The organism is Deinococcus sp., from assembly GCF_025362455.1.
Taxonomy (GTDB): domain Bacteria; phylum Deinococcota; class Deinococci; order Deinococcales; family Deinococcaceae; genus Deinococcus.
Genome location: NZ_JANYGJ010000064.1, coordinates 1 through 17,384, shown reverse-complemented (window position 1 = coordinate 17,384; position 17,384 = coordinate 1). Strand labels below are relative to the sequence as shown.

Here is a 17,384-nt window from a genome sequence, read left to right as displayed (position 1 = left end):
GGGACCGCTAGCGCCAGCATGATCCAGTTCAGGCCGTTGCCCAGTCGGTCGAGGAGCCGCATCTCCAGCGGCATGTCCAGCATCGGCAACATGGCCAGCAGTAGCAGCGGGGCGGCGAACACGGCGCTGAACTGAACGGAGTGCCGGAGGTCGCGCACTTCTGCCGCCTTGGCCTCACGTTCTGCGTCGCTGCGGTCCTGCCCGGCCTGCGATTCGAGCACCGCGTACCCGCTCTCCCTCACCGCTGCCTTGAGCTGACCAAGACTGACGGCAGACGGCAGGTACTGCACCGTGGCCCGCTCGGTGGCGAGGTTGACGCTGGCCGAGAGCACACCGTCCACCTTGCCGAGCGCCCGTTCGACCCGGCCCACACAGTTGGCGCAGGTCATGCCCTGCACGCCGAGTTCGGCGGTGGCGGTGACCGGCTCGTAGCCGACGTCCCTGACGGTATCGAGCAAGGTTTGCGGTTGGGTGATAGCCGGATCATAGGTGACGGTGGCCCGCTCGGTAGCGAGATTGACCACGGCGTCGCTGACACCCTCCACCTTCCTCAGCCCGCGTTCGACCCGGCCCACGCAGCTCGCGCAGGTTATCCCCTGCACGCCGAGTTCCAGTGTTCGTTGAGTTTGTCCAGTCACCGTATCGCTCCAATCCTCCCAGGGAGGTTTTGAGCCCAGCATAGTCTCGAAAGGATGCTAATTCAAGCATTTTCGGCCATAAAACTCTTAACGCATCAGCACTAAACCTTGACACCCCCCAGGGGTGGGTATAGGCTGCTGGCATGACTACCCAACTGACCATCAGCGGCATGACCTGCGGGCATTGCCAAACTGCCGTAGCCAAGGCCCTCAAGAGCGTTCCCGGCGTGCAGGAGGCCCAGGTTGACCTGGCGCAAGGCACTGCCACCGTGCAGGGCCAGGCCGACCTTCAGGCGCTGCTGGCGGCCATCACCGCAGAGGGCTACGGCGCCCAGGTCCGGCAGTAGGGTCGGGTGACACGAGCCCCTACCAAGACAGCCGCTAGAACGGCTCGGCCAGCCCCAGACTCGCCGCCGAAGCACGACCACGCCGCCCACGCGCACCTGTGCATGCCGGAAGACTCGCGCAAGCGGGCCTCGCGCCGCCTGGCGATCGCGCGCGGCCACCTGGAGAGCATCGTGCGGATGCTGGATGACCCGGAGGTGTACTGCGTGGATGTGCTGCGCCAGATCAAGGCGGTGCAGGGCGCCCTGTCCGGTGCGGGCGAGGTCGTGCTACGCGGACACCTCGAAGCCCACGTCGCCACCGCCCACGAGCGCGGCGACGCCACTGAGATCGTCGAAGAGCTGATGGAAGCGCTCAAGTACACCTGAACCGGGTGTGTTGAGAACAGGTGAAACTCAGACGCTTATCTGCGGGGCGCTTGGCTGGACTTGATCGGTGTAGGAAGGGACGCCCTGAACATCTGGTAGTGCCGTTTCAGGCGCTGGACGTACGCCTGGTCGGTCAGCACCACCTGTTTTACCGTGTCCAGAATCTGCGGTGCCAGCGCGGATTGAGGTTGGCCCAGCGCCAGGGCTGGACCTTTGAGTTCCCGAATGACGTCAGGGTCGTCACGTCCGAACCAGCGGACGTAAAACGCCCGGCGCTCCCAGCCATACGAGATCACAGCCTGCACCTCCGACTTGCCAGGCGCCACCACGTTCAGAAAGACCCGGCGGCAATCGCAGCCCGGCTCGGTGCAATACGCCTCCATCAGCCCGTATTCTCCGGGTGGGAGCGGCACAACGGAGTCGGGAAAAATAGTGATGACCCTGGTTTCGGCTATGGCCAGTTCTGGAAAACGGCTGTAAAACTGTTCGTAACTCATGGTTTCATTTCCCCTCCAGCGTCAACCGATTTAATTTCACCGACTTCAGCCCTCCAGCAGCCTGTCGGCCAGCTCCCAGCCGCTCAGCAGCGCCGCCTCGACGCGGGGGCCGTGCGGGTCGGGGACGCACCAGTCGCCGCACCAGCCCAGCGCCAGCTCGCTGTGCCAGCCGAAGCTGTGCTCATAGCGGACGGTGGGCGTGGCGTAGAGCCAGCGGTGCGCGAAGCTGCTCTCCACTGTGAAGGGTCCAGCGACCTCGCGGGCCGCCTCCAGCAGCGCCGCCGTGACCTCGGCGGGCGTGTCTTGCAGGTGACCTCGGCTCCAGTCGGCGCGGGCGTGCAGCATCAGCGTGGGCGTCTGGCCGGGCGGACGTTTGGTGTGCTCGCGGGCCAGCCAGTCGAGCGACGGGTGGTTATTCAAGCGCAGCGCGGGCCACTCGGCGCCGCTCAGGTCGGCGTTCAGCACCGCGCCCACCGCCCAGCAGGGGTCGAATTGCACGGCGCGGAGCGCTTCCAGATCCAGACGGCTGCCCGCCCCTGCCTCTTCAGACTCTGCCACTTCAGACTCTGCCAGTCCAGCGCCCTCCAGCAGCGGGACGATCTGCGGCGGCGGCAGATTCAGCACCAGCCGCCGCGCCGTGAAGACCCGGCCATCCTGAGCGCCAACCTGCCACACATCGCCCTGACGCCGCACCGAGACCGCCTGGGTCTGGGTGAGCACACTCAGGTCTCGCCCCAGCTCGCGGCCAATGACGTTCATGCCCCCCGGCGGCACGTAGCGCGGGTGCCCCCGGCCCGGCTCGCCCGACACCTGCCCCGCTTCCCAGACCGGCACGCTGCGGGTCCATTCGGCCAGCCAGCCTTCCTCCAGGGCGCCCTGAACCCAGGTGCGGGTGCGCCCGGCGCGGGCAGTAAAAAACCGGGCGCCGTGGTCGAGCAGCGCCTCGTTGCTCCAGTGAGTGCCGCTCCGGTGAATGCTGCGGCGGGTGCTGCTGCGCCCGGACACGCCCCGCGATTTGTCGAGAAGGAGCACGCCCTGACCGGCCCCGGATTGTTCATGAGCGGCCAGCTCACGGGCCAGTGCCAGCCCGGCCAGCCCGGCGCCCACGATCAGGGTATCGGCGTGCTGCGGCGTGTGTTGCGCCTGTGTCGTTTGCTGGTCTGAGCGGTTGTTGGAAGGCTCGCTGGCAGTCATGGCGCGAGTCTAGCGAAGCCCGCCGGGCCGGACAGGGCGAAATGCTTCAGCGCTGCGGCTCAGCGTTATGGATTGAGCGCCGAAGGTCAGCGCCGCCGGTTGCGGTCTGAACGGTGGTCTCGTGGACGCCGCTCCGATTCCGGCTGAGGACGGGGCGCGTCCTGATCTCGAAACAGCTCGCCGCCGCCCAGCACCTCCGACTGGACCTTGTTCCAGAAGCCGAAGAATTTGTTGACCTGGCCGCTGTAGCTGCTCAGGCGCTCGGCGGGGTAGATGACGACCCGCAGCCCTGGGCAGCGCTCGCGCACGCCGCTCAGAATGCTGCCGAATTCCGGGGTGGGGTTCTCGGTGACGTGCAGCTCGGCGGCGCCATGTTCGGTGGCGAAGGCGGCCAGCTCAGCGCTGACGCTGCCGACGCGCAGTTCAGTCAGGCCGGGCCGGGCGGCGGCCACGTCGCGCACGCCGCCGTACATGAAGGCCAGCCGGGTAAAGGCGATGGCGTGACTGGACAGAAACGGGCGGTCGAACACGAACAGCGCCGGGGCCTGTGGGTGAGCGCTCAGGGCCGCGTCCGTGGGGCTCAGGCTGTCGCCGTGGAGCCAGACGATCACCGGTCCGTTCGCCGTGCTCACGCCTTCCATCCGAACAGCTTTTCCTGCAATTGCTCGTAGCTGCCCTTGAAGGGACACTGGGCCGTGCAGCCGTCACACCACTTGCCCGCTGAATATTTGGCGATGTTTTCCTGATTCATCATGTAGGGCTTGCCGGAAAAGGTGCTGGCGACCCACTGCCAGCTCAGGGCGTTGCTGGCCAGGTCACCGTCGAGCAGGTGTTCGCGGAAAAAGGCGTACCCGGCCCGCCAGTCGACTTTGCGCCAGTGAATCAGGTAGGCGGCGAACCACATCCGCTCGTGGTTGTGCATGTAGCCGTCCTCGGTCAGGTGCGTGACCCAGGCGTCGGCGCAGGGCAGGCCGGTGCGGGCCTCTCGCACGTCGGCAGGCAGGTCGGGCGACCACTGGGCGCGGTATTTGGGTTCCTCCAGGTTGCTGAGCACCGCCGCGCCGCGCTGCCGCAGCACCAGCCAGAAAAACTCGCGCCAGGCCAGTTGCCGCAGGAACTCCTCGCGGTCCGAGCGGCGGCTCCCGGCCCGCACCACCTGGGCGACCTCAAGCGGCGAGATCATGCCGTGGCGCAGGTACATCGACAGCCTGGAGACCGGCGAGAGCAGGTGGTTGCGCGCCCCGTAATCCTTGCCGGTAAAGGCGCCCAGGGCCTTCAGAGCGGCGTTGCGGCCACCGGGGCGGGCGGGCAGTCGGGCCTCGCCGGAATACAGGCCCGCGAGTGAGCGGCCCAGCACTTCGGGAAGCTGCTCGTCGGTCAGGTCGGTGGGAATCCGGGTCGGCAGATCAGTAGGCGCACTCACGCTGCTCAGTCTGGCGTGCCTGGGCCACCGGCACTGTACGAATGGCGAAGTCTGTATGACTGGCGAAGTCTGCCGAAACCCGGTCTGCCAAACCCGGTCTGCCTGGCCCGGTCTATCAGGACTTTTCAGTTGATGGTCCTCTCAGGTTAGCCCGTTCAAAACATTCTGCTCCGGAATGACACAATAGCCGGTGTGAACAGGACTGACGGGAACAGCACCGATGCATTGACCCAGCAGGCGGCCTCCGAGCAGCCAGACCCACAGCAGCCCCCGCTGTGGGGCCGGGGGCCGGGCGGCGAGGTGTGGCGGCTTTACGGCCTGTCGAGCCCAGAGGTGCGGGTGCAGATCAGCAATCTGGGCGGGCGGCTCATCCGGGTACGAACCCCCGACCGGCGCGGCACCTGGGGCGATCTGGTGCTGGGCCACGAGCAGCCGGAGCCGTACTGGCGACACCCCCAGGCCATCTACTACAGCGCTGTCATCGGGCGGGTGGGCAACCGGATCGCCGGGGGCCGCTTCGAGCTGGGCGCCCAGGCGTACCAACTGGCGACCAATGACGGCCCCAACGCCCTGCACGGCGGGCCGGGCGGGCTGCACGGTGTGAGCTGGCAGGCCGGGTATTCCGAGGGTGGACTCGCCCTGAGCTACACCAGCCCTGCCGGTGAGGAGGGCTACCCCGGCAAGCTGGAGGTGCAGGCCCGCTACAGCCTCAGCGGCCCGGTGCTGCGGCTGGACCTGAGCGCCCAGACCGACGCCGAGACGCTGGTGAACCTGACGCACCACCCGTTCTGGAACCTGTGCGGGCTCGGTGAAGCGGCCCAGATCGCTGACGGCACTCAGGCGCCCAGCGTGCTCGGCCATCAGTTGACGCTGGGCGCCTCGCGCTACACACCCGTGAACGCCGCGCTGATTCCCACGGGCGAGCTGGCCGACGTGGCCGGAACCCCGTTCGACTTCCGCACCCCGCGCAGCATCGGCGAGCGGATCGGGGACGCCGATCAGCAGCTCAGTTTTGCCGGTGGCTACGATCACAACTTCGTGCTGGACGGGTCGCCCCGGCCTGACCGGGCAGGCGGTGATCTGAACGGTAGTGATCTGAACGGTGGTGATCTGAACCTGGCCGCCACGCTGTTCGAGCCCGTCAGCGGCAGGCAACTGAAGGTGCTGACCGATCAGCCGGGCCTCCAGGTGTATTCCGGTAACTTCTCGGACGGCACTTTCGCGGGCTGGAACGCTCAGCGCTACGGCCCGCGCAGCTCGGTGTGCCTGGAGCCCCAGCGCTTTCCCGACGCGCCGCATCAACCGAATTTTCCCTCCACCGTGCTGCGGCCCGGCGAGGTCTACACCTGGACGACGGAGTACCACTTTTCGCTGATGGAGTAGGAGCGTTCCGGAGCGGTCTTGAACTTAGAGCAGATGTCATAAAAAGACCCTTTTTATGACCGAGCGGAGCGAGTAGTTTTAACTGAGCAGGACGCAGAATGGAGGCGCGGGGAGGCTGTTTTCCCCGTGGCGTAATTCGGAGTACTGCTCTACGTGCTCTCTGATGGCGCCGGAGTGATCGCCAGCGTGCAGCGCGAGATACAGACCGCCTTGCCGCGCTCGTCGGTGATCTCGATGTTCCAGACCTCGGTGGTGCGGCCCTGAAAGATGGGCGTGCCGGTGGCCGTGACCGTGCCCGACGTGACCGGGCGCAGGTGGTTGGCGTTGATTTCCAGGCCCACCGCCACCATGCCGCGCTCACGGACGCTGAGGTAGCCGCCGTAGCTGGCGACGGTTTCGGCCAGGGCCACGCTGGCGCCGCCGTGCAGGATGCCGAAGGGCTGATGCACCCTGCGGTCCACCGTCATCTGCGCCACCACCCTCAACGCGCTGGCCTCCAGCAACCGGATGCCCAGATGCTCCATCAGCGTGCCCTGCGGATTCAGGCCGGGCAACGGGCCGGTCATGCGGACACCGGAAACGACCGTGCAGCGTGCAAATGACAGGTGGACAGATTCATAGCAACCTCCGGGGATTTGGAGCGAGTCTAGAACGTCTGGGCCAGGTCAGGACAGGGAATTGAACCTCACACGACTAAAGTCGCGTGATTCTCACTTCGCAGACCGCTACCCAAACAAGCAGGTTTTACGCCGTCTCCATGAGCGTTTTGGGTGTCCGAAATTCCTGCGGCCACCAATCCTTCACGCCGAATGTTCAGTGCGGCGTTCTCGTCTCGGTCATGGGTTTCCCCGCAGTTCGGGCAAGTCCACTCTCGGACGGCAAGATTCTTCACGGCGGGATTCTTGAATCCGCAGTCATGGCACAACTGGCTCGATGGGAAATACGGGCTGATTTTGGAGACCAGCCGCCCGTACCACGTCGCCTTGTACTCCAGTTGGCGGATGAACTCACCCCACCCCGCGTCACTGATGCTGAGTGCGAGTCTGTAATTCTTGACCATGTTGCTGGGTTTCAGGTGTTCAGTACAGATGATTTCGTACTGGCGAACAAGAGAGGTGGTGAGTTTATGGATGAAATCCTGACGTTTGTTAGCAATGCGCTTGTGGACACGAGCCAGCTTGGTTTTCGCTTTCCCGTGACGAGCGCTGCCCTTTTTGCGTCTGGACAGAGTTTTTTGAGCCTTGCGAAGTCTCTTCAGGGAGGCACGGTAGTATTTCGGATTCGCTTCATGTTCAAACTCTCTGCCATCGGTTATAATGGCGAATTCTTTAATTCCAACGTCTACTCTGGTGGCAAACTTTGGAGCTGCTGGAAGATACGGAATTTTAACTTCGCAAAGAACCGATGCTTCGTAATATCCTTTGTGGTTACGACGGACGGTAACATTCAAGATTTTACCTTGTATGTCTTGTTGTCCTCTGGTTTTCACCCAACTCAGTTTGGGAAGCTTAATGCAATTTTTTCCCAATTCGATGTTATTGTTAGTGAACTGTGTGCGGTAAGACTCACTGGTTTGCTTCTTCCTGAAGCGGGGGAAACCAAATTTCCTCCCCGATTTCTTAACGGCACGGAAGAAATTCTTATATGCCGTACCCAAATTCTTCAAAGCATTCTGGAGGGCAAATTTATCCACTTCGCTCAACCAGTTTGTTTCTTCGGATTTTTTGAGCAGCGTGAGTTCGCTGCTGGTTTGACCGTAGGTCAACCCTCCCCCAGTCTCTTTGTAGGTGGAAATCCGCCGAGCGAGGAAGTGATTGTAGACAAACCGAGCACAACCCAAAGTGCGGTTGATTTTCTCGGCTTGACTCGCATTCGGGTACAGCCTGACAACGAAAGCCTTATTCCTTATCATGCTGGCTCTCAATGTAATTCTGAATCTGAGCACGGGTATTTTCCGAAACGGTCAAGACGCAATACGTCGGGTTCCAGAGGTTGCCACCCCAAAGTTTCTGCTTCAACTGCGGGTAGGCCGAAAACATCCGGCGAGCAGATGCACCTTTCAGCGCCTTCACAAAATCGGGGATGGCCTGCTGCGGGGTTGCGCTCAACAAGAGGTGAACGTGGTCAGGCATGACCTCCAGTGCAAGAATCTCCAGCCCATTTTGGGCGGCGATGTCTTTAAGGATGTCTTTGAGTCCATCTGCAATCTCTCCCTTCAACACCTGATGACGGTATTTCACGCACCAAATGAGATGGTATTCAAGCTGATAGACGTATCCCCGACCCTTTTTCATCACTGAAGAAAGTATAACATATGTCAGCCGAAAGATACAAGTGCTTTGGCTTCAGGCCGCGCCTGCGGCGCGGCGAGGGGCTAACTCGTGACTTCAGTCATGAGTGTGCGCCCCTCCTTCATCAAAAACCGGGCAGGCGCCGCCGACTCAGGGCGCCTGCCCGCCGGGATAAAAACCTTGCTGACCTGCCGATTACCCGCCGACGTGGACGATCGGGCGGCGGTCGCGGTCGGGCTCGGCGCGGCGCAAGATCTCGTGGGTCAGCGGCGGCACGTCGCCCTCGCCCTCGACCAGAAAACGCAGGGCCAGGTGCAGCGGGCTGTCCTCGCTCCAGCGCATGTAGACCTGGGGTGGGGCGCCCTTGCCGCGCAGGTGCAGCATCAGCGCGGCGATGGTGTTGGGCACGCTCGATCCCCTTGCCTTGAGAATCCCGTAAGGCCCCACGTAGGCGCCGCTGACCTCCACCACGTCGCTGAAATCGCTGGCGTCGTCCACCTCGACTTCCAGAAACAGGAACGGCGCCTCGTCGGGCAGGTGGGCCATCTGGCGAACCCGCAGCTCCTGTTTGTGGTACTCGGCCTGCACCGCCGGGCCGGGTCGGTGGGCCACCAGCCGCAACGGACGAATCCGGAAATCGCCGATCAGACGCAGGGCCGACTCGTCCATCGCCACGTTGCTGACGCGCAGCTCGAAGGAGCGCTGGACCCGCGAGTAGATGCTGACCGCCAGCACCGCCGCGATGAACAGCAGCGCGATGAACAGGCCCTCAGGATTGTTGATGACGGTGACGACGCTGGTATAGATGAAGATGAGGCTGATGACCCCGAACAAAACGCTCAGCCCGCGCTCCTTGTGCCGGATGGCCGAGAGCGTCACGGCCACCGCCGCCGAGGTCATCAGCGCCAGCACGCCGGTGGCGTAGGCCCCGGACTGGGCAACGACATCGGCTTTGAAGGCCAGCGTCACCACGAACGACACGGTGATGAACACCAGCACCAGGGGCCGGTTGGCGCGGGTCCAGTCCGGCGCCATGCCGTAGCGCGGCAGGTAGCGCGGCACGATGTTGAGCAGGCCCGCCATAGCCGAGGCGCCCGCGAACCACAGAATAGCGATGGTGCTGATGTCGTAGACGGTGCCGAAGGCTTCGCCCAGCCTGGTGTGCGCGATCTGGGCCAGGGCGCGTCCGTTGGCTTCGCCCTTGGGCTTGGTGACGGTAACGGTAGCGCTTTCCTGGCCGGGCGTGACGCTGACCGAGAGCGGCACGGCCTCACTGTTGGCGTCGGCGGGCAGTACGCGGGTCGCCAGGGTAAAGCTGCCGCTGGCCCCGGCGGGCAGGGTCACCAGCACGCTTCGGTTGAGTCCGCCGTGTTCGTCGAGCGGCAGATTGACGGTGGCCCGGCCCGCTGCCAGGTCGCGGTTGGAGACCACGCCGGTAGCGGACGTTTCCGGCAGGAACGAGGTGACCGGAATCACCAGGGTAGTGGCCAGGCTGCTGGTAATCAGGAACACGCTCATAATCAGTGCGGCGGTGGTCAGCAGTTTTTTGCCGTTGCGGATGCGCCCTGCCGGATGTTCCTCGGTGTCTGCGGCGTCGCCTTTGATCAGGGGCATGACCACCACGCCCGTCTCGAAGCCCGACAGCCCCAGGGCCAGCTTGGGAAAGACCAGCAGTGCGCCGCCGATGATGGCCAGAGGCGAGGTGAACTGCTGGCCCAGGCTGCCCAGCCAGTCGGGCAGAAGCTGCGGGTTGCCCACCACCAGGCTCAAGGCCTTGCCGACCACCACGGCGCTCAGGCCCAGGTAGACCAGCACGACGCCCACCGCAATGCCGATGGCCTCGTTGAAACCCTTCAGGAACACGGCGCCCAGCAGCGCGATCAGCACCAGCGTCGCGGGCACCTGAGCATGGCCCAGAAGGGGTTTGAGAAATGGATTCTGGATCAGATGCTCGGCAGCGTCGGCAGCCGATAGGGTAATGGTAATCACGAATCCGGTGGCCACGAAGCCGATCAGCGCCAGCACCAGAAACTTGCTGGGCCAGAAGCTCAGCAGCCGTTCGAGCATGCTGATCGAGCCGTCACCGTGCGGACTTTCGCGGGCGACCCGGCGGTACATCGGCAGCGCTCCGAACAACGTCACCAGCACCAGCACCAGCGTGGCAACAGGTGAGAGGATGCCCGCGCTCAGCGCTGCGATGCTCGGCTGATAGCCCAGCGAGCTGAAGTAGTCCACGCCGGTCAGGCACATGACCTTCCACCAGGGATGGGTGTGATGCTTGGTCTGGACGGCTTTGGGATCCTCGTAGAAGCCCTGCTGGTCAGGGGCGGTGCTGGTGCCTTCGAGCAGCCAGCGTTTGAAGGCAGAGGACGGGGCGCTGGGCGGTGGCGATGTCATGATGTGCGCAGTATGCCGCGCCGGAGCCGGGCGCCGGATAAGCTGGTCTACACCCAGCATGAGCGCGCTTCCCCGGCGGGGTCCAGGCCGCCACGCGGTCTGTGGCCACTCCAGTTGTATTACTCTCAGCCATGACCACTCCTCAACCTTCGGCAATGCTCGACCAGTCGGCGCCAACGTCCGTGCGCCGCCCCACCGCCCTGATTACCGGCGCCAGCGGCGGCCTGGGTGAAGAGATGGCCCGGCAACTGGCGCCGCGCGGCATTCACCTGCTGCTGGTCGCCCGCCGCGAGGACAAGTTGCAGGCGCTGGCCGCCGAGCTGGCCGAGAAGCACGGCATTCAGACCGGCGTCATGGCGCTCGATCTGGCCGACCCCGGCGCCGCCGCCGAACTGGAACGCGAGGCCGAGTTCCGGCGCATAGACATCGATTTTTTAATCAACAACGCCGGGTACGGCCTCTACGGCGAATTCGCCCACAGTGACCGCACCGAGCAGCTCGACATGCTCCAGCTCAATATCGTCACGCTGACCGAGCTGACCCACCGCTTTTTGCCGGGCATGCTCTCAAGGGGGCGGGGCCGGATCATGAACGTCGCCAGCACCGCCGCCTTCTTGCCGGGGCCGCTGATGGCGACCTACTACGCCTCCAAGGCGTTCGTGCTGAGCTTTTCCGAGGGGCTGGCCGAGGAGCTGCGCGGCAGCGGCGTGGCCGTCACGGCGCTGTGTCCGGGGCCGGTCGAAACCGGCTTTCAGGACCGCGCCAGCCTGGGTGAGTCGGTGATGCTGAGCGGCCCGTCGCGCTTCTCGGTGCTCAGTGCGCAGGACGTCGCCCGTCAGGGCCTGGAGGCGATGATGCGCGGCGACGCGGTGTGCATTCCCGGCGGCGTCAACCGGGCGCAACTGCTGATGACCAAGCTGATGCCGCGCAAATACCTGCCGAGGCTGATTCACAACGTTCAGCGGAGGAAGTGAGGCAGCGGGAGCGACTGTCGTCCGGCTGATGGTGTAAAGCGGGGGACCGGGTTAGGCTGAGTTCATGAACCGGCTCATGAAAATGCTTTTGCTGAGTTTGCTGCTGTCGGCGTCGGCGTCGGCGGGAACGCTTCTCGATTTCGGGCCGGGTGAGCCGAGTTGGTATCCGCGCAACGACACCGTGATGGGCGGCGTGTCGGGCAGCCGGGTGCGCGTCAGCGGAGGCACGCTCACCTTCAGCGGTCAGGTGCGGCTGGAGAATAACGGGGGATTCTCAGGTATTCGCTCCAACCCGGCCCGTTACGACCTCAGCGGCTTTTCCAGCGTCGTGCTGAGGGTCCGTGGTGACGGCAAGCGCTACGCCCTGCAACTCGGGAATACGGCGCGCTCCGGCGTGACTTACCGCAACGAATTTGCCACGGTGGCAGGACGCTGGACCGAGGTCGAGATTCCCCTGAGTTCGCTGCGGCCCACCCGCTCCGGCGAACGGGTCAGGGGTCCGGCCCTCGACACCAGCCGCGTCGCCTTCTTTGGCCTGGTGATCGGCAACGGACGCGCCGAGCGCTTTGCTCTGGACGTGGACTGGATCAAAGCTAGATAGCGTTTCAAGCACGGCGACGAGCCCGGACGCGATCTGCGCTCCGGAGTCTTCGCTGTTCCCACTCCCCACAACCCACTCCCCACAACCCAAGTCCTCCCTACGCTTCCACCACCGGTCTGTACAGCTTCGGGTCGTCGAAGCCCGCCAGCCAGGCGGAGGCGGCCTGGCCCGTGCGAATGGTCGGCGGCACGCGCAGGGTGTAGCGGCGTCCAGTGGAGGGGCAGCCCACGCAGACGGCCACGAAGGGCTCGTCGTTGTCCATGTTCACCTGCACCAGTGTGCGTTCGCCGCCCGCGTCGCGGTCACGGTCGAGAATGACGGCGCCGACCTCATCCAGAAAGCGCTCGGCGCCGACCCGCTCGATCATCACGCGGCGGACCTCGGCGTTAGTCTGGGCCATGATCTCGCTCCCCCGGATGCTCTGGGGGTCGAAGGCCAGCCGCTCGTCGACGCGCACGCCGCGCCAGCGCAGGGCCGGGTGCGGGCCGAGGAGGCTGCTGAGGTTCTCCAGGCCGCTGCCCGCCACGTCCAGCCAGCCGGTGATCTTCAGGTGCGCGGGCAGCGCTACTATTCCCCGGCAGCCGGAAATATCGAGCTGGGCGACGGTGCCGAGCCAGCCCGGCAGTGAGCGCAGGCTCAGGCAGTCGCGGGCCGAGAGGTGCCCAAAACGCATCTGCGCCTGACGCGGCCAGCGGGTCATGGCGTCGCAGCGGTCTATGTTCAGGAAATACACGTCGAGTCCCTCCGGCAGCGTCTCCAGCGAGAGGCAGTCTTGCAGGTTCAGGGCGCCCACAACCAGGTTTTCCGGCAGTTCCTGAAGCCGGGCGCAGCCGTCCAGGCTGAGTCGGAACTGAACCCGCAGGCTGGAGGGCACACCCGTCAGGGGCAGGTTACGGGCGATCAGTTCGCCCAGACTCAGGCGCTCCGGCAAGGCTTCCAGGCCGCTGTCGCTGACATCCAGCGTGTCGCCGCAAAGGTCGTCGGGTAGGTGGCGTAACCCTTTTTCGCCGCTGAGGTCGAGCTTGCCCCGGAACCGCAGCGGGCCGCTCACCTGCCCCCCCAGGATGGCGGCGCGGGCCTCGGCGGCGCTCAGGACCGGGGGAATTGCCGCAGGCGCGTCCAGCACGTCCGGCATCAGTCGATCACCCGGCGGATGGCTTCGGGGCTGTACTCGCGCTGCATCCAGATTTTGTAGAAGCCCCGGCGCAGCGCGATGGTGGCGTGTTCCTCGTGGATCAGATCGGCGCTCTCTGCCAGCACCTGAACGTAGGTATCGGCCCCGGCCTGATAAAGCTGGACCTGCCCGGCGTCGCTGAAGCGGTGGCTGTGACCGGTGACCTCGCCGCGTGCCAGCGTGGTGCCGGGGCGGGCGTGGGCGGTGGGCAGGCTGGGCACTTCGAGCACCAGCACGTCTCCGTGGCGGTAGAGCATAGGACCTCCTGGGGAGCGTGGCTCACCCTGAATGCTTATCTAAACAACTGATTGCGGCCTTCGATTACGTCCCTAGCATAACACAGTCGAAGCCGGAAGGCAAGCTCCGTCACGTTGCGCGGCGTTCGTCCAGCCGCCGAGCTATCCAGCCCAGGCGCCAACATAAAGCGCCGGAATCCACTGCTCAGGATTCCGGCGCTTGGTGTCCTGCTCGCTCACATACTGGTGATCGGCGTGGGGATGTGCAGCTCGTAGCGCTGGGGCAGGGTGCTCTCCAGGCTGCGCTGGAACTGATTCTTGCCGTCGTCGGGCCGGTAGACGTAGTGGGCGGCGCGGCTCCAGCCCGCCTTCAGCGTCCAGGTCTGCACCATGTTCGGCGCGGCGGTCTGAAAGCTGAGGCTCAGGGCCTTGTCGCTGTAGGCCACCCGGTCGTGCGTCAGCAGCGCCAGGGCCTCGCCGTCGTCGAGGGCGCCGTTGGTGTTGGTGTCCTGCCACATGGTCCAGTGCAGCAGCAGCACCTGCGCTCCAGCCGGGCTGATGCTGGTGTTGGTCGCGCCCGCCGGGATCAGGGTCTCGGCAGCCACGGTGCGGCCCGTGAATTTGCTTTTCCAGGCACCGGGGTCCACCGCCGTGACGGTGCTGCCTGCCGCCGCCGTGGTCTGGTAGAGGCTCTCGCCGCCGCCCGTGAGCAGGCTCAGGTAGACCGGGGCGCCGCCGGGCACCGCCGCTGAGCGCACCTCGGCGCCGGTGGGCAAATCGGGGATGGTGCCGCCGACGGAAGCAGTGCCCTGGGCACAGGCGATCAGCAGCAGCGGCAGCAGTCCGGCCACGAAGCACAGGTGCTTCATTTGTGCCCCCAGGTTTGAACGTTCTGGCTGATGAGCCCGTTGGTCGGCGCGTGCAGGCGGATCGGCAGCGCCTGGTCGGTGTCGGGCGCACTGTTCTGGGTCACCAGGTAGGTGCCGGGCGCGGCGCTGGGCTCCAGAACCGTGTGCCGCACCAGGGTCCAGCCCAGCTTGCGGGTGCCGGACTCGCTGGTTTTGCCGTCCAGTGCGGCCATGCTGTAGGTGAAGTCGCTGGAAGCGTAGCCGAAGAAATCGTTGGTCGCGTACAACCGATTGGACCTATCGGGTTTGTTGGCGCCGATGTTGGTGTAAATGGCGAAGTACACGTTGCAGGTGTTCACGCTGCTCGGCGTCACCACGGCGTTGGAGCGGTCTTTCGTCTCGCCGCCGACAAAGGGGCTGCTGCATTTGGCGTCGGCGTTCAGGAGCGCTTCGTAACCGTAGAGCGGCAGCGTGGCCGAAGTCTGCGGCCCGCCTGGGTTCGGGTTCGAGTAGTTCTGGTTCGAGTAGTCGGGAGTGCCGATGGGTTGCTGCAAAAGCACCTTGATGGTCGTCGGCGAGTCGTAGTAGTAGGCGGCCAGATACGCATTTTTGGCCTCGTCGGCGCTGAGGGCTGGGAACTGGAAGCCCAGCGTCACGTACTTGGTCGGCTGCGGCGGGTTGATCCAGCTCCAGCACGAGCTGAGAGAGGTCATGAGCAGCGCTCCGCCGACCATAAGCCGGGCCAACTGGCCTGTGCGTGAATTCATATCCCGTTCATGGTAGCCGAGATTTCGGCAGAACGTGACAAATAGACTTATCGCCTAGACTTATCGCTCAGACCCATCGTCAAACGATGCTGGTCGTGTTTTCCCGCTGATAGAGCGTTTCTCCACCGACCCAGACGCGCTCCACGTCGGCCTGCGTGCCGGTGGCGAAGGCGGCGGCCAGGGCACGCTCCGGCCCCTCGGCCCGCCCGAAGACCGCCGAGAGCACCGAACCGGCCTGCGGGCGCAGCAGCACGGCGTCGAAGGCCATGCCGTCGCTGAAGTCGCCGGTAATCTCGCCCAGGCCCAGCGCCTCGGCTCCGGCCCTGGTGCTCAGGTACAGAAGTTGCGCCGGGCTCAGCGCCGCGCCCTGGGCGCCCAGAAGCTGCTGTGTGAAGTGCGCCTGGAGGCCCTCCTTGAACATCGAGAAGCCGGTGCCGCCGCCCACGTCGCTGCCCAGCGAGACGCGCACGCCGTGTTCCAGATGCCGCCTGAGCGGAAACAGCCCGCTGCCCAGCGAGGCGTTGCTGCACGGGCAATGCGCGGCGGTGCAGCCAACCGCACCCATGACCTCCAGCTCACGGTCCTGCGGATGAATATCGTGGGCCAGCACGCTGCGGTTCGTGACCAGCCCGGCCCGCTCGTAGGTCGAGAGGTAATCCGGGGCGCCGGGAAACAGCGAGCGCACCGTCTGCATTTCCCGCTCGTTCTCGTTGATGTGGCTGGTGAAGCGCAGCTCCGGATACTCGCCCATCAGCGCGGCGCAGGCGTCCAGCATGGCTTCCGACGCCGATAAACTGAAGCGCGGCGTCACGGCGTAGAGCAGCTTGCCGCGTCCATGCCAGCGCTCGATGAGCGTTTTGCCTTCCTGGTGGGCAATCTCCGGCGTGGTGTGCAGCTCCGGCCTCAGCAACCGGTCACTCACCACCTGTCCGGCCACCAGCCGCAGCCCGGCCCGCTCGGCCTCGGCGAACAGCACCTCCACGGCGACGGCGAAATGCGAGCCGAAGGCCAGCGCCGTGGTCGTGCCGTTCGAGATCAGCGCCCGGCAGAATTCATGCGCGACGGCTTCGGCATAAACTATGTTCCCGAAGCGCGCCTCTTCCGGCAGCGCCACCTGGTCGAGCCAGTCGAGCAGCGGCAAGCCCAGTCCACCGATAATCCGGAGCTGCGGATAATGGACATGCGTGTCCACGAAGCCCGGCAGCAGCAGCCCGCCGCGCAGGTCTTCGGCAAGCTCGTGTGGATATTCGGCCCGCAGCGCCGCGTAAGGCCCACTCTGCACGACCAGTTCGTCGCGCACCAGCACAGCACCGTCCTCCTCGAACCGGAGGGCGTCCGGGTCGGTGAAGGCGTTGGTCGGCGTGTGCAGGAAGGTGGCGCGGTACAGGGTCATAGGTTCGGCGTGAGTCTAGCCCAGACGCCGTAACTCAGACCCTGGATTCCCGTTTCGGCACAGCGTCTGGATGTCGTTCCGTGACCTGCCGCTCCGTGACCTGCCGCTCTGTAACCTGTAACAGTTGCGCGGCCACACTTAACGCGATCACGGCGGGCGCCTTGCCGCTCACGCCGCCCAGGCCGATGGGCGTGGTGATGCGCGTGAGGTCGGCCTCGCTGTGACCCACGGCCTTCAGTTGCTCCCGAAATCTGAGCCACTTGACCGTCGAGCCGATCAGCCCGACAAAACCCAGCTCAGGCCGTCTCAGGGCCGCGTCACACAGCGCGGCGTCTTCGGCGTGGTCGTGGGTCATGATGACGAGGTGGCTTCCGGCAGGCAGGTCGTGCAGGCTCAGCTCCGGAATCGGCGAATGGTGGACGCGGACCCGCGCCGGGCCACCGTCCAGCACAGACAGACGCCCCTTCGACAGTTGCGTTGCCCGCGAATCCACCAGATGCAGCTCGACAGTCAGGCGGCTCAGCACCCGCGCCAGCTCCAGCCCGACGTGCCCGACGCCGAAGATGGCGATATGGGTCCGCGCGTTCAGTAGCGGTTCGAGCAGCAGCGTGACCTCGCCGCCGCAGCACTGGCGCCCGTACTCGGCGGCGGCCCGGTCCGTGAGCTGGAGTGTAAACAGTTCCGGCGTGCTGGAGCCACTTTCAAGCAGTGCCCTGGCCTTCTGAACCGCCGTCGCCTCCAGGTTGCCGCCGCCCACGCTGTCCCAGCTTTGAAGCTGGCCAGTGTCGTCCAGACTGACCACCATCTTCGCCCCGGCCTCGCGGGGGGCGTGTCCGCGCACGGCGACGAGGGTGA

Annotated in this window: 20 protein-coding genes; 5 read left to right on the top strand and 15 right to left on the bottom strand. The window is 65.1% G+C overall.

Annotated elements, in window-relative coordinates; all coding sequences use genetic code 11:
- On the bottom strand, window positions 1-638 hold a 638-nt coding region (locus tag Q0R23_RS04620; protein ID WP_293910848.1), incomplete at its 3' end, for a heavy metal-associated domain-containing protein.
- 143 nt (window positions 639-781) lie between these two features.
- Here Q0R23_RS04620 and Q0R23_RS04615 point away from each other — a divergent pair.
- On the top strand, window positions 782-985 hold the full coding sequence (locus Q0R23_RS04615; RefSeq protein WP_293910846.1) for a heavy-metal-associated domain-containing protein: 204 nt from the start codon (window positions 782-784) through the stop codon (window positions 983-985).
- A 102-nt stretch (window positions 986-1,087) separates the two neighbouring features.
- Window positions 1,088-1,351, top strand: coding sequence for a metal-sensitive transcriptional regulator (locus tag Q0R23_RS04610; protein ID WP_293910852.1), 264 nt, complete (start codon window positions 1,088-1,090; stop codon window positions 1,349-1,351).
- A gap of 35 nt (window positions 1,352-1,386) precedes the next feature.
- Here the strand turns inward: Q0R23_RS04610 and Q0R23_RS04605 are convergent, their stop codons facing one another.
- From Q0R23_RS04605 to Q0R23_RS04590, 4 genes are all read right to left on the bottom strand, one after another.
- Window positions 1,387-1,848, bottom strand: a complete 462-nt coding sequence (locus tag Q0R23_RS04605) for a hypothetical protein (protein ID WP_293910844.1) — start codon at window positions 1,846-1,848, stop codon at window positions 1,387-1,389.
- A gap of 45 nt (window positions 1,849-1,893) precedes the next feature.
- Entirely contained in the window at window positions 1,894-3,042 is a 1,149-nt protein-coding gene (locus tag Q0R23_RS04600; RefSeq protein WP_293910842.1) for an NAD(P)-binding protein, read from the bottom strand.
- 86 nt (window positions 3,043-3,128) lie between these two features.
- Complete coding sequence (locus Q0R23_RS04595; RefSeq protein WP_293910840.1) at window positions 3,129-3,674, bottom strand: hypothetical protein; 546 nt, start codon at window positions 3,672-3,674, stop codon at window positions 3,129-3,131.
- Window positions 3,671-4,465, bottom strand: coding sequence for an FAD-binding domain-containing protein (locus Q0R23_RS04590; RefSeq protein WP_293910838.1), 795 nt, complete (start codon window positions 4,463-4,465; stop codon window positions 3,671-3,673). Before Q0R23_RS04590 ends, Q0R23_RS04595 begins: the two co-directional genes overlap by 4 nt.
- Before the next feature lie 192 nt (window positions 4,466-4,657).
- Between Q0R23_RS04590 and Q0R23_RS04585 the strand changes: the two genes are divergently transcribed.
- Window positions 4,658-5,848, top strand: a complete 1,191-nt coding sequence (locus Q0R23_RS04585; RefSeq protein ID WP_293910836.1) for an aldose epimerase family protein — start codon at window positions 4,658-4,660, stop codon at window positions 5,846-5,848.
- A 149-nt stretch (window positions 5,849-5,997) separates the two neighbouring features.
- Here the strand turns inward: Q0R23_RS04585 and Q0R23_RS04580 are convergent, their stop codons facing one another.
- The 4 genes from Q0R23_RS04580 to Q0R23_RS04565 form a co-directional block, all read right to left on the bottom strand.
- A complete protein-coding gene (locus Q0R23_RS04580; protein ID WP_293910834.1) occupies window positions 5,998-6,414 on the bottom strand; it encodes a hotdog fold thioesterase in 417 nt (138 codons plus the stop codon).
- Between the two features lie 119 nt (window positions 6,415-6,533).
- Window positions 6,534-7,760 (bottom strand): IS200/IS605 family element RNA-guided endonuclease TnpB, encoded by a 1,227-nt coding sequence (gene tnpB / locus Q0R23_RS04575; protein ID WP_293910832.1) that lies wholly within the window; start codon window positions 7,758-7,760, stop codon window positions 6,534-6,536.
- Window positions 7,747-8,169 carry an IS200/IS605 family transposase gene (gene tnpA, locus Q0R23_RS04570; protein ID WP_293910850.1) on the bottom strand — a complete coding sequence of 141 codons (423 nt, stop codon included), beginning with the start codon at window positions 8,167-8,169 and terminating at the stop codon, window positions 7,747-7,749. The genes tnpB and tnpA overlap by 14 nt, the downstream gene beginning before the upstream one ends.
- 165 nt (window positions 8,170-8,334) lie before the next feature.
- Window positions 8,335-10,536 (bottom strand): APC family permease, encoded by a 2,202-nt coding sequence (locus Q0R23_RS04565; protein ID WP_293910830.1) that lies wholly within the window; start codon window positions 10,534-10,536, stop codon window positions 8,335-8,337.
- Between the two features lie 131 nt (window positions 10,537-10,667).
- On the opposite strand from Q0R23_RS04565, the gene Q0R23_RS04560 reads away from it, so the two are divergent.
- Window positions 10,668-11,510, top strand: a complete 843-nt coding sequence (locus tag Q0R23_RS04560) for an SDR family oxidoreductase (protein ID WP_293910828.1) — start codon at window positions 10,668-10,670, stop codon at window positions 11,508-11,510.
- A gap of 64 nt (window positions 11,511-11,574) precedes the next feature.
- Window positions 11,575-12,111 carry a CIA30 family protein gene (locus Q0R23_RS04555; RefSeq protein WP_293910826.1) on the top strand — a complete coding sequence of 179 codons (537 nt, stop codon included), beginning with the start codon at window positions 11,575-11,577 and terminating at the stop codon, window positions 12,109-12,111.
- 97 nt (window positions 12,112-12,208) lie between these two features.
- Here the strand turns inward: Q0R23_RS04555 and Q0R23_RS04550 are convergent, their stop codons facing one another.
- From Q0R23_RS04550 to xdhC, 6 genes are all read right to left on the bottom strand, one after another.
- Complete coding sequence (locus Q0R23_RS04550; protein ID WP_293910824.1) at window positions 12,209-13,246, bottom strand: DUF6745 domain-containing protein; 1,038 nt, start codon at window positions 13,244-13,246, stop codon at window positions 12,209-12,211.
- Window positions 13,246-13,542: a hypothetical protein gene (locus Q0R23_RS04545; RefSeq protein WP_293910822.1), complete on the bottom strand. Its 297-nt coding sequence runs from the start codon at window positions 13,540-13,542 to the stop codon at window positions 13,246-13,248. The genes Q0R23_RS04550 and Q0R23_RS04545 overlap by 1 nt, the downstream gene beginning before the upstream one ends.
- 215 nt (window positions 13,543-13,757) lie before the next feature.
- On the bottom strand, window positions 13,758-14,390 hold the full coding sequence (locus tag Q0R23_RS04540) for a hypothetical protein (RefSeq protein WP_293910820.1): 633 nt from the start codon (window positions 14,388-14,390) through the stop codon (window positions 13,758-13,760).
- On the bottom strand, window positions 14,387-15,082 hold the full coding sequence (locus Q0R23_RS04535) for a hypothetical protein (protein WP_293910818.1): 696 nt from the start codon (window positions 15,080-15,082) through the stop codon (window positions 14,387-14,389). Before Q0R23_RS04535 ends, Q0R23_RS04540 begins: the two co-directional genes overlap by 4 nt.
- Window positions 15,083-15,215: 133 nt before the next feature.
- Entirely contained in the window at window positions 15,216-16,529 is a 1,314-nt protein-coding gene (guaD, locus tag Q0R23_RS04530) for a guanine deaminase (RefSeq protein WP_293910816.1), read from the bottom strand.
- 34 nt (window positions 16,530-16,563) lie between these two features.
- Window positions 16,564-17,384: xanthine dehydrogenase accessory protein XdhC (gene xdhC / locus Q0R23_RS04525; RefSeq protein ID WP_293910814.1), on the bottom strand; the 821-nt coding region annotated here is incomplete at its 5' end.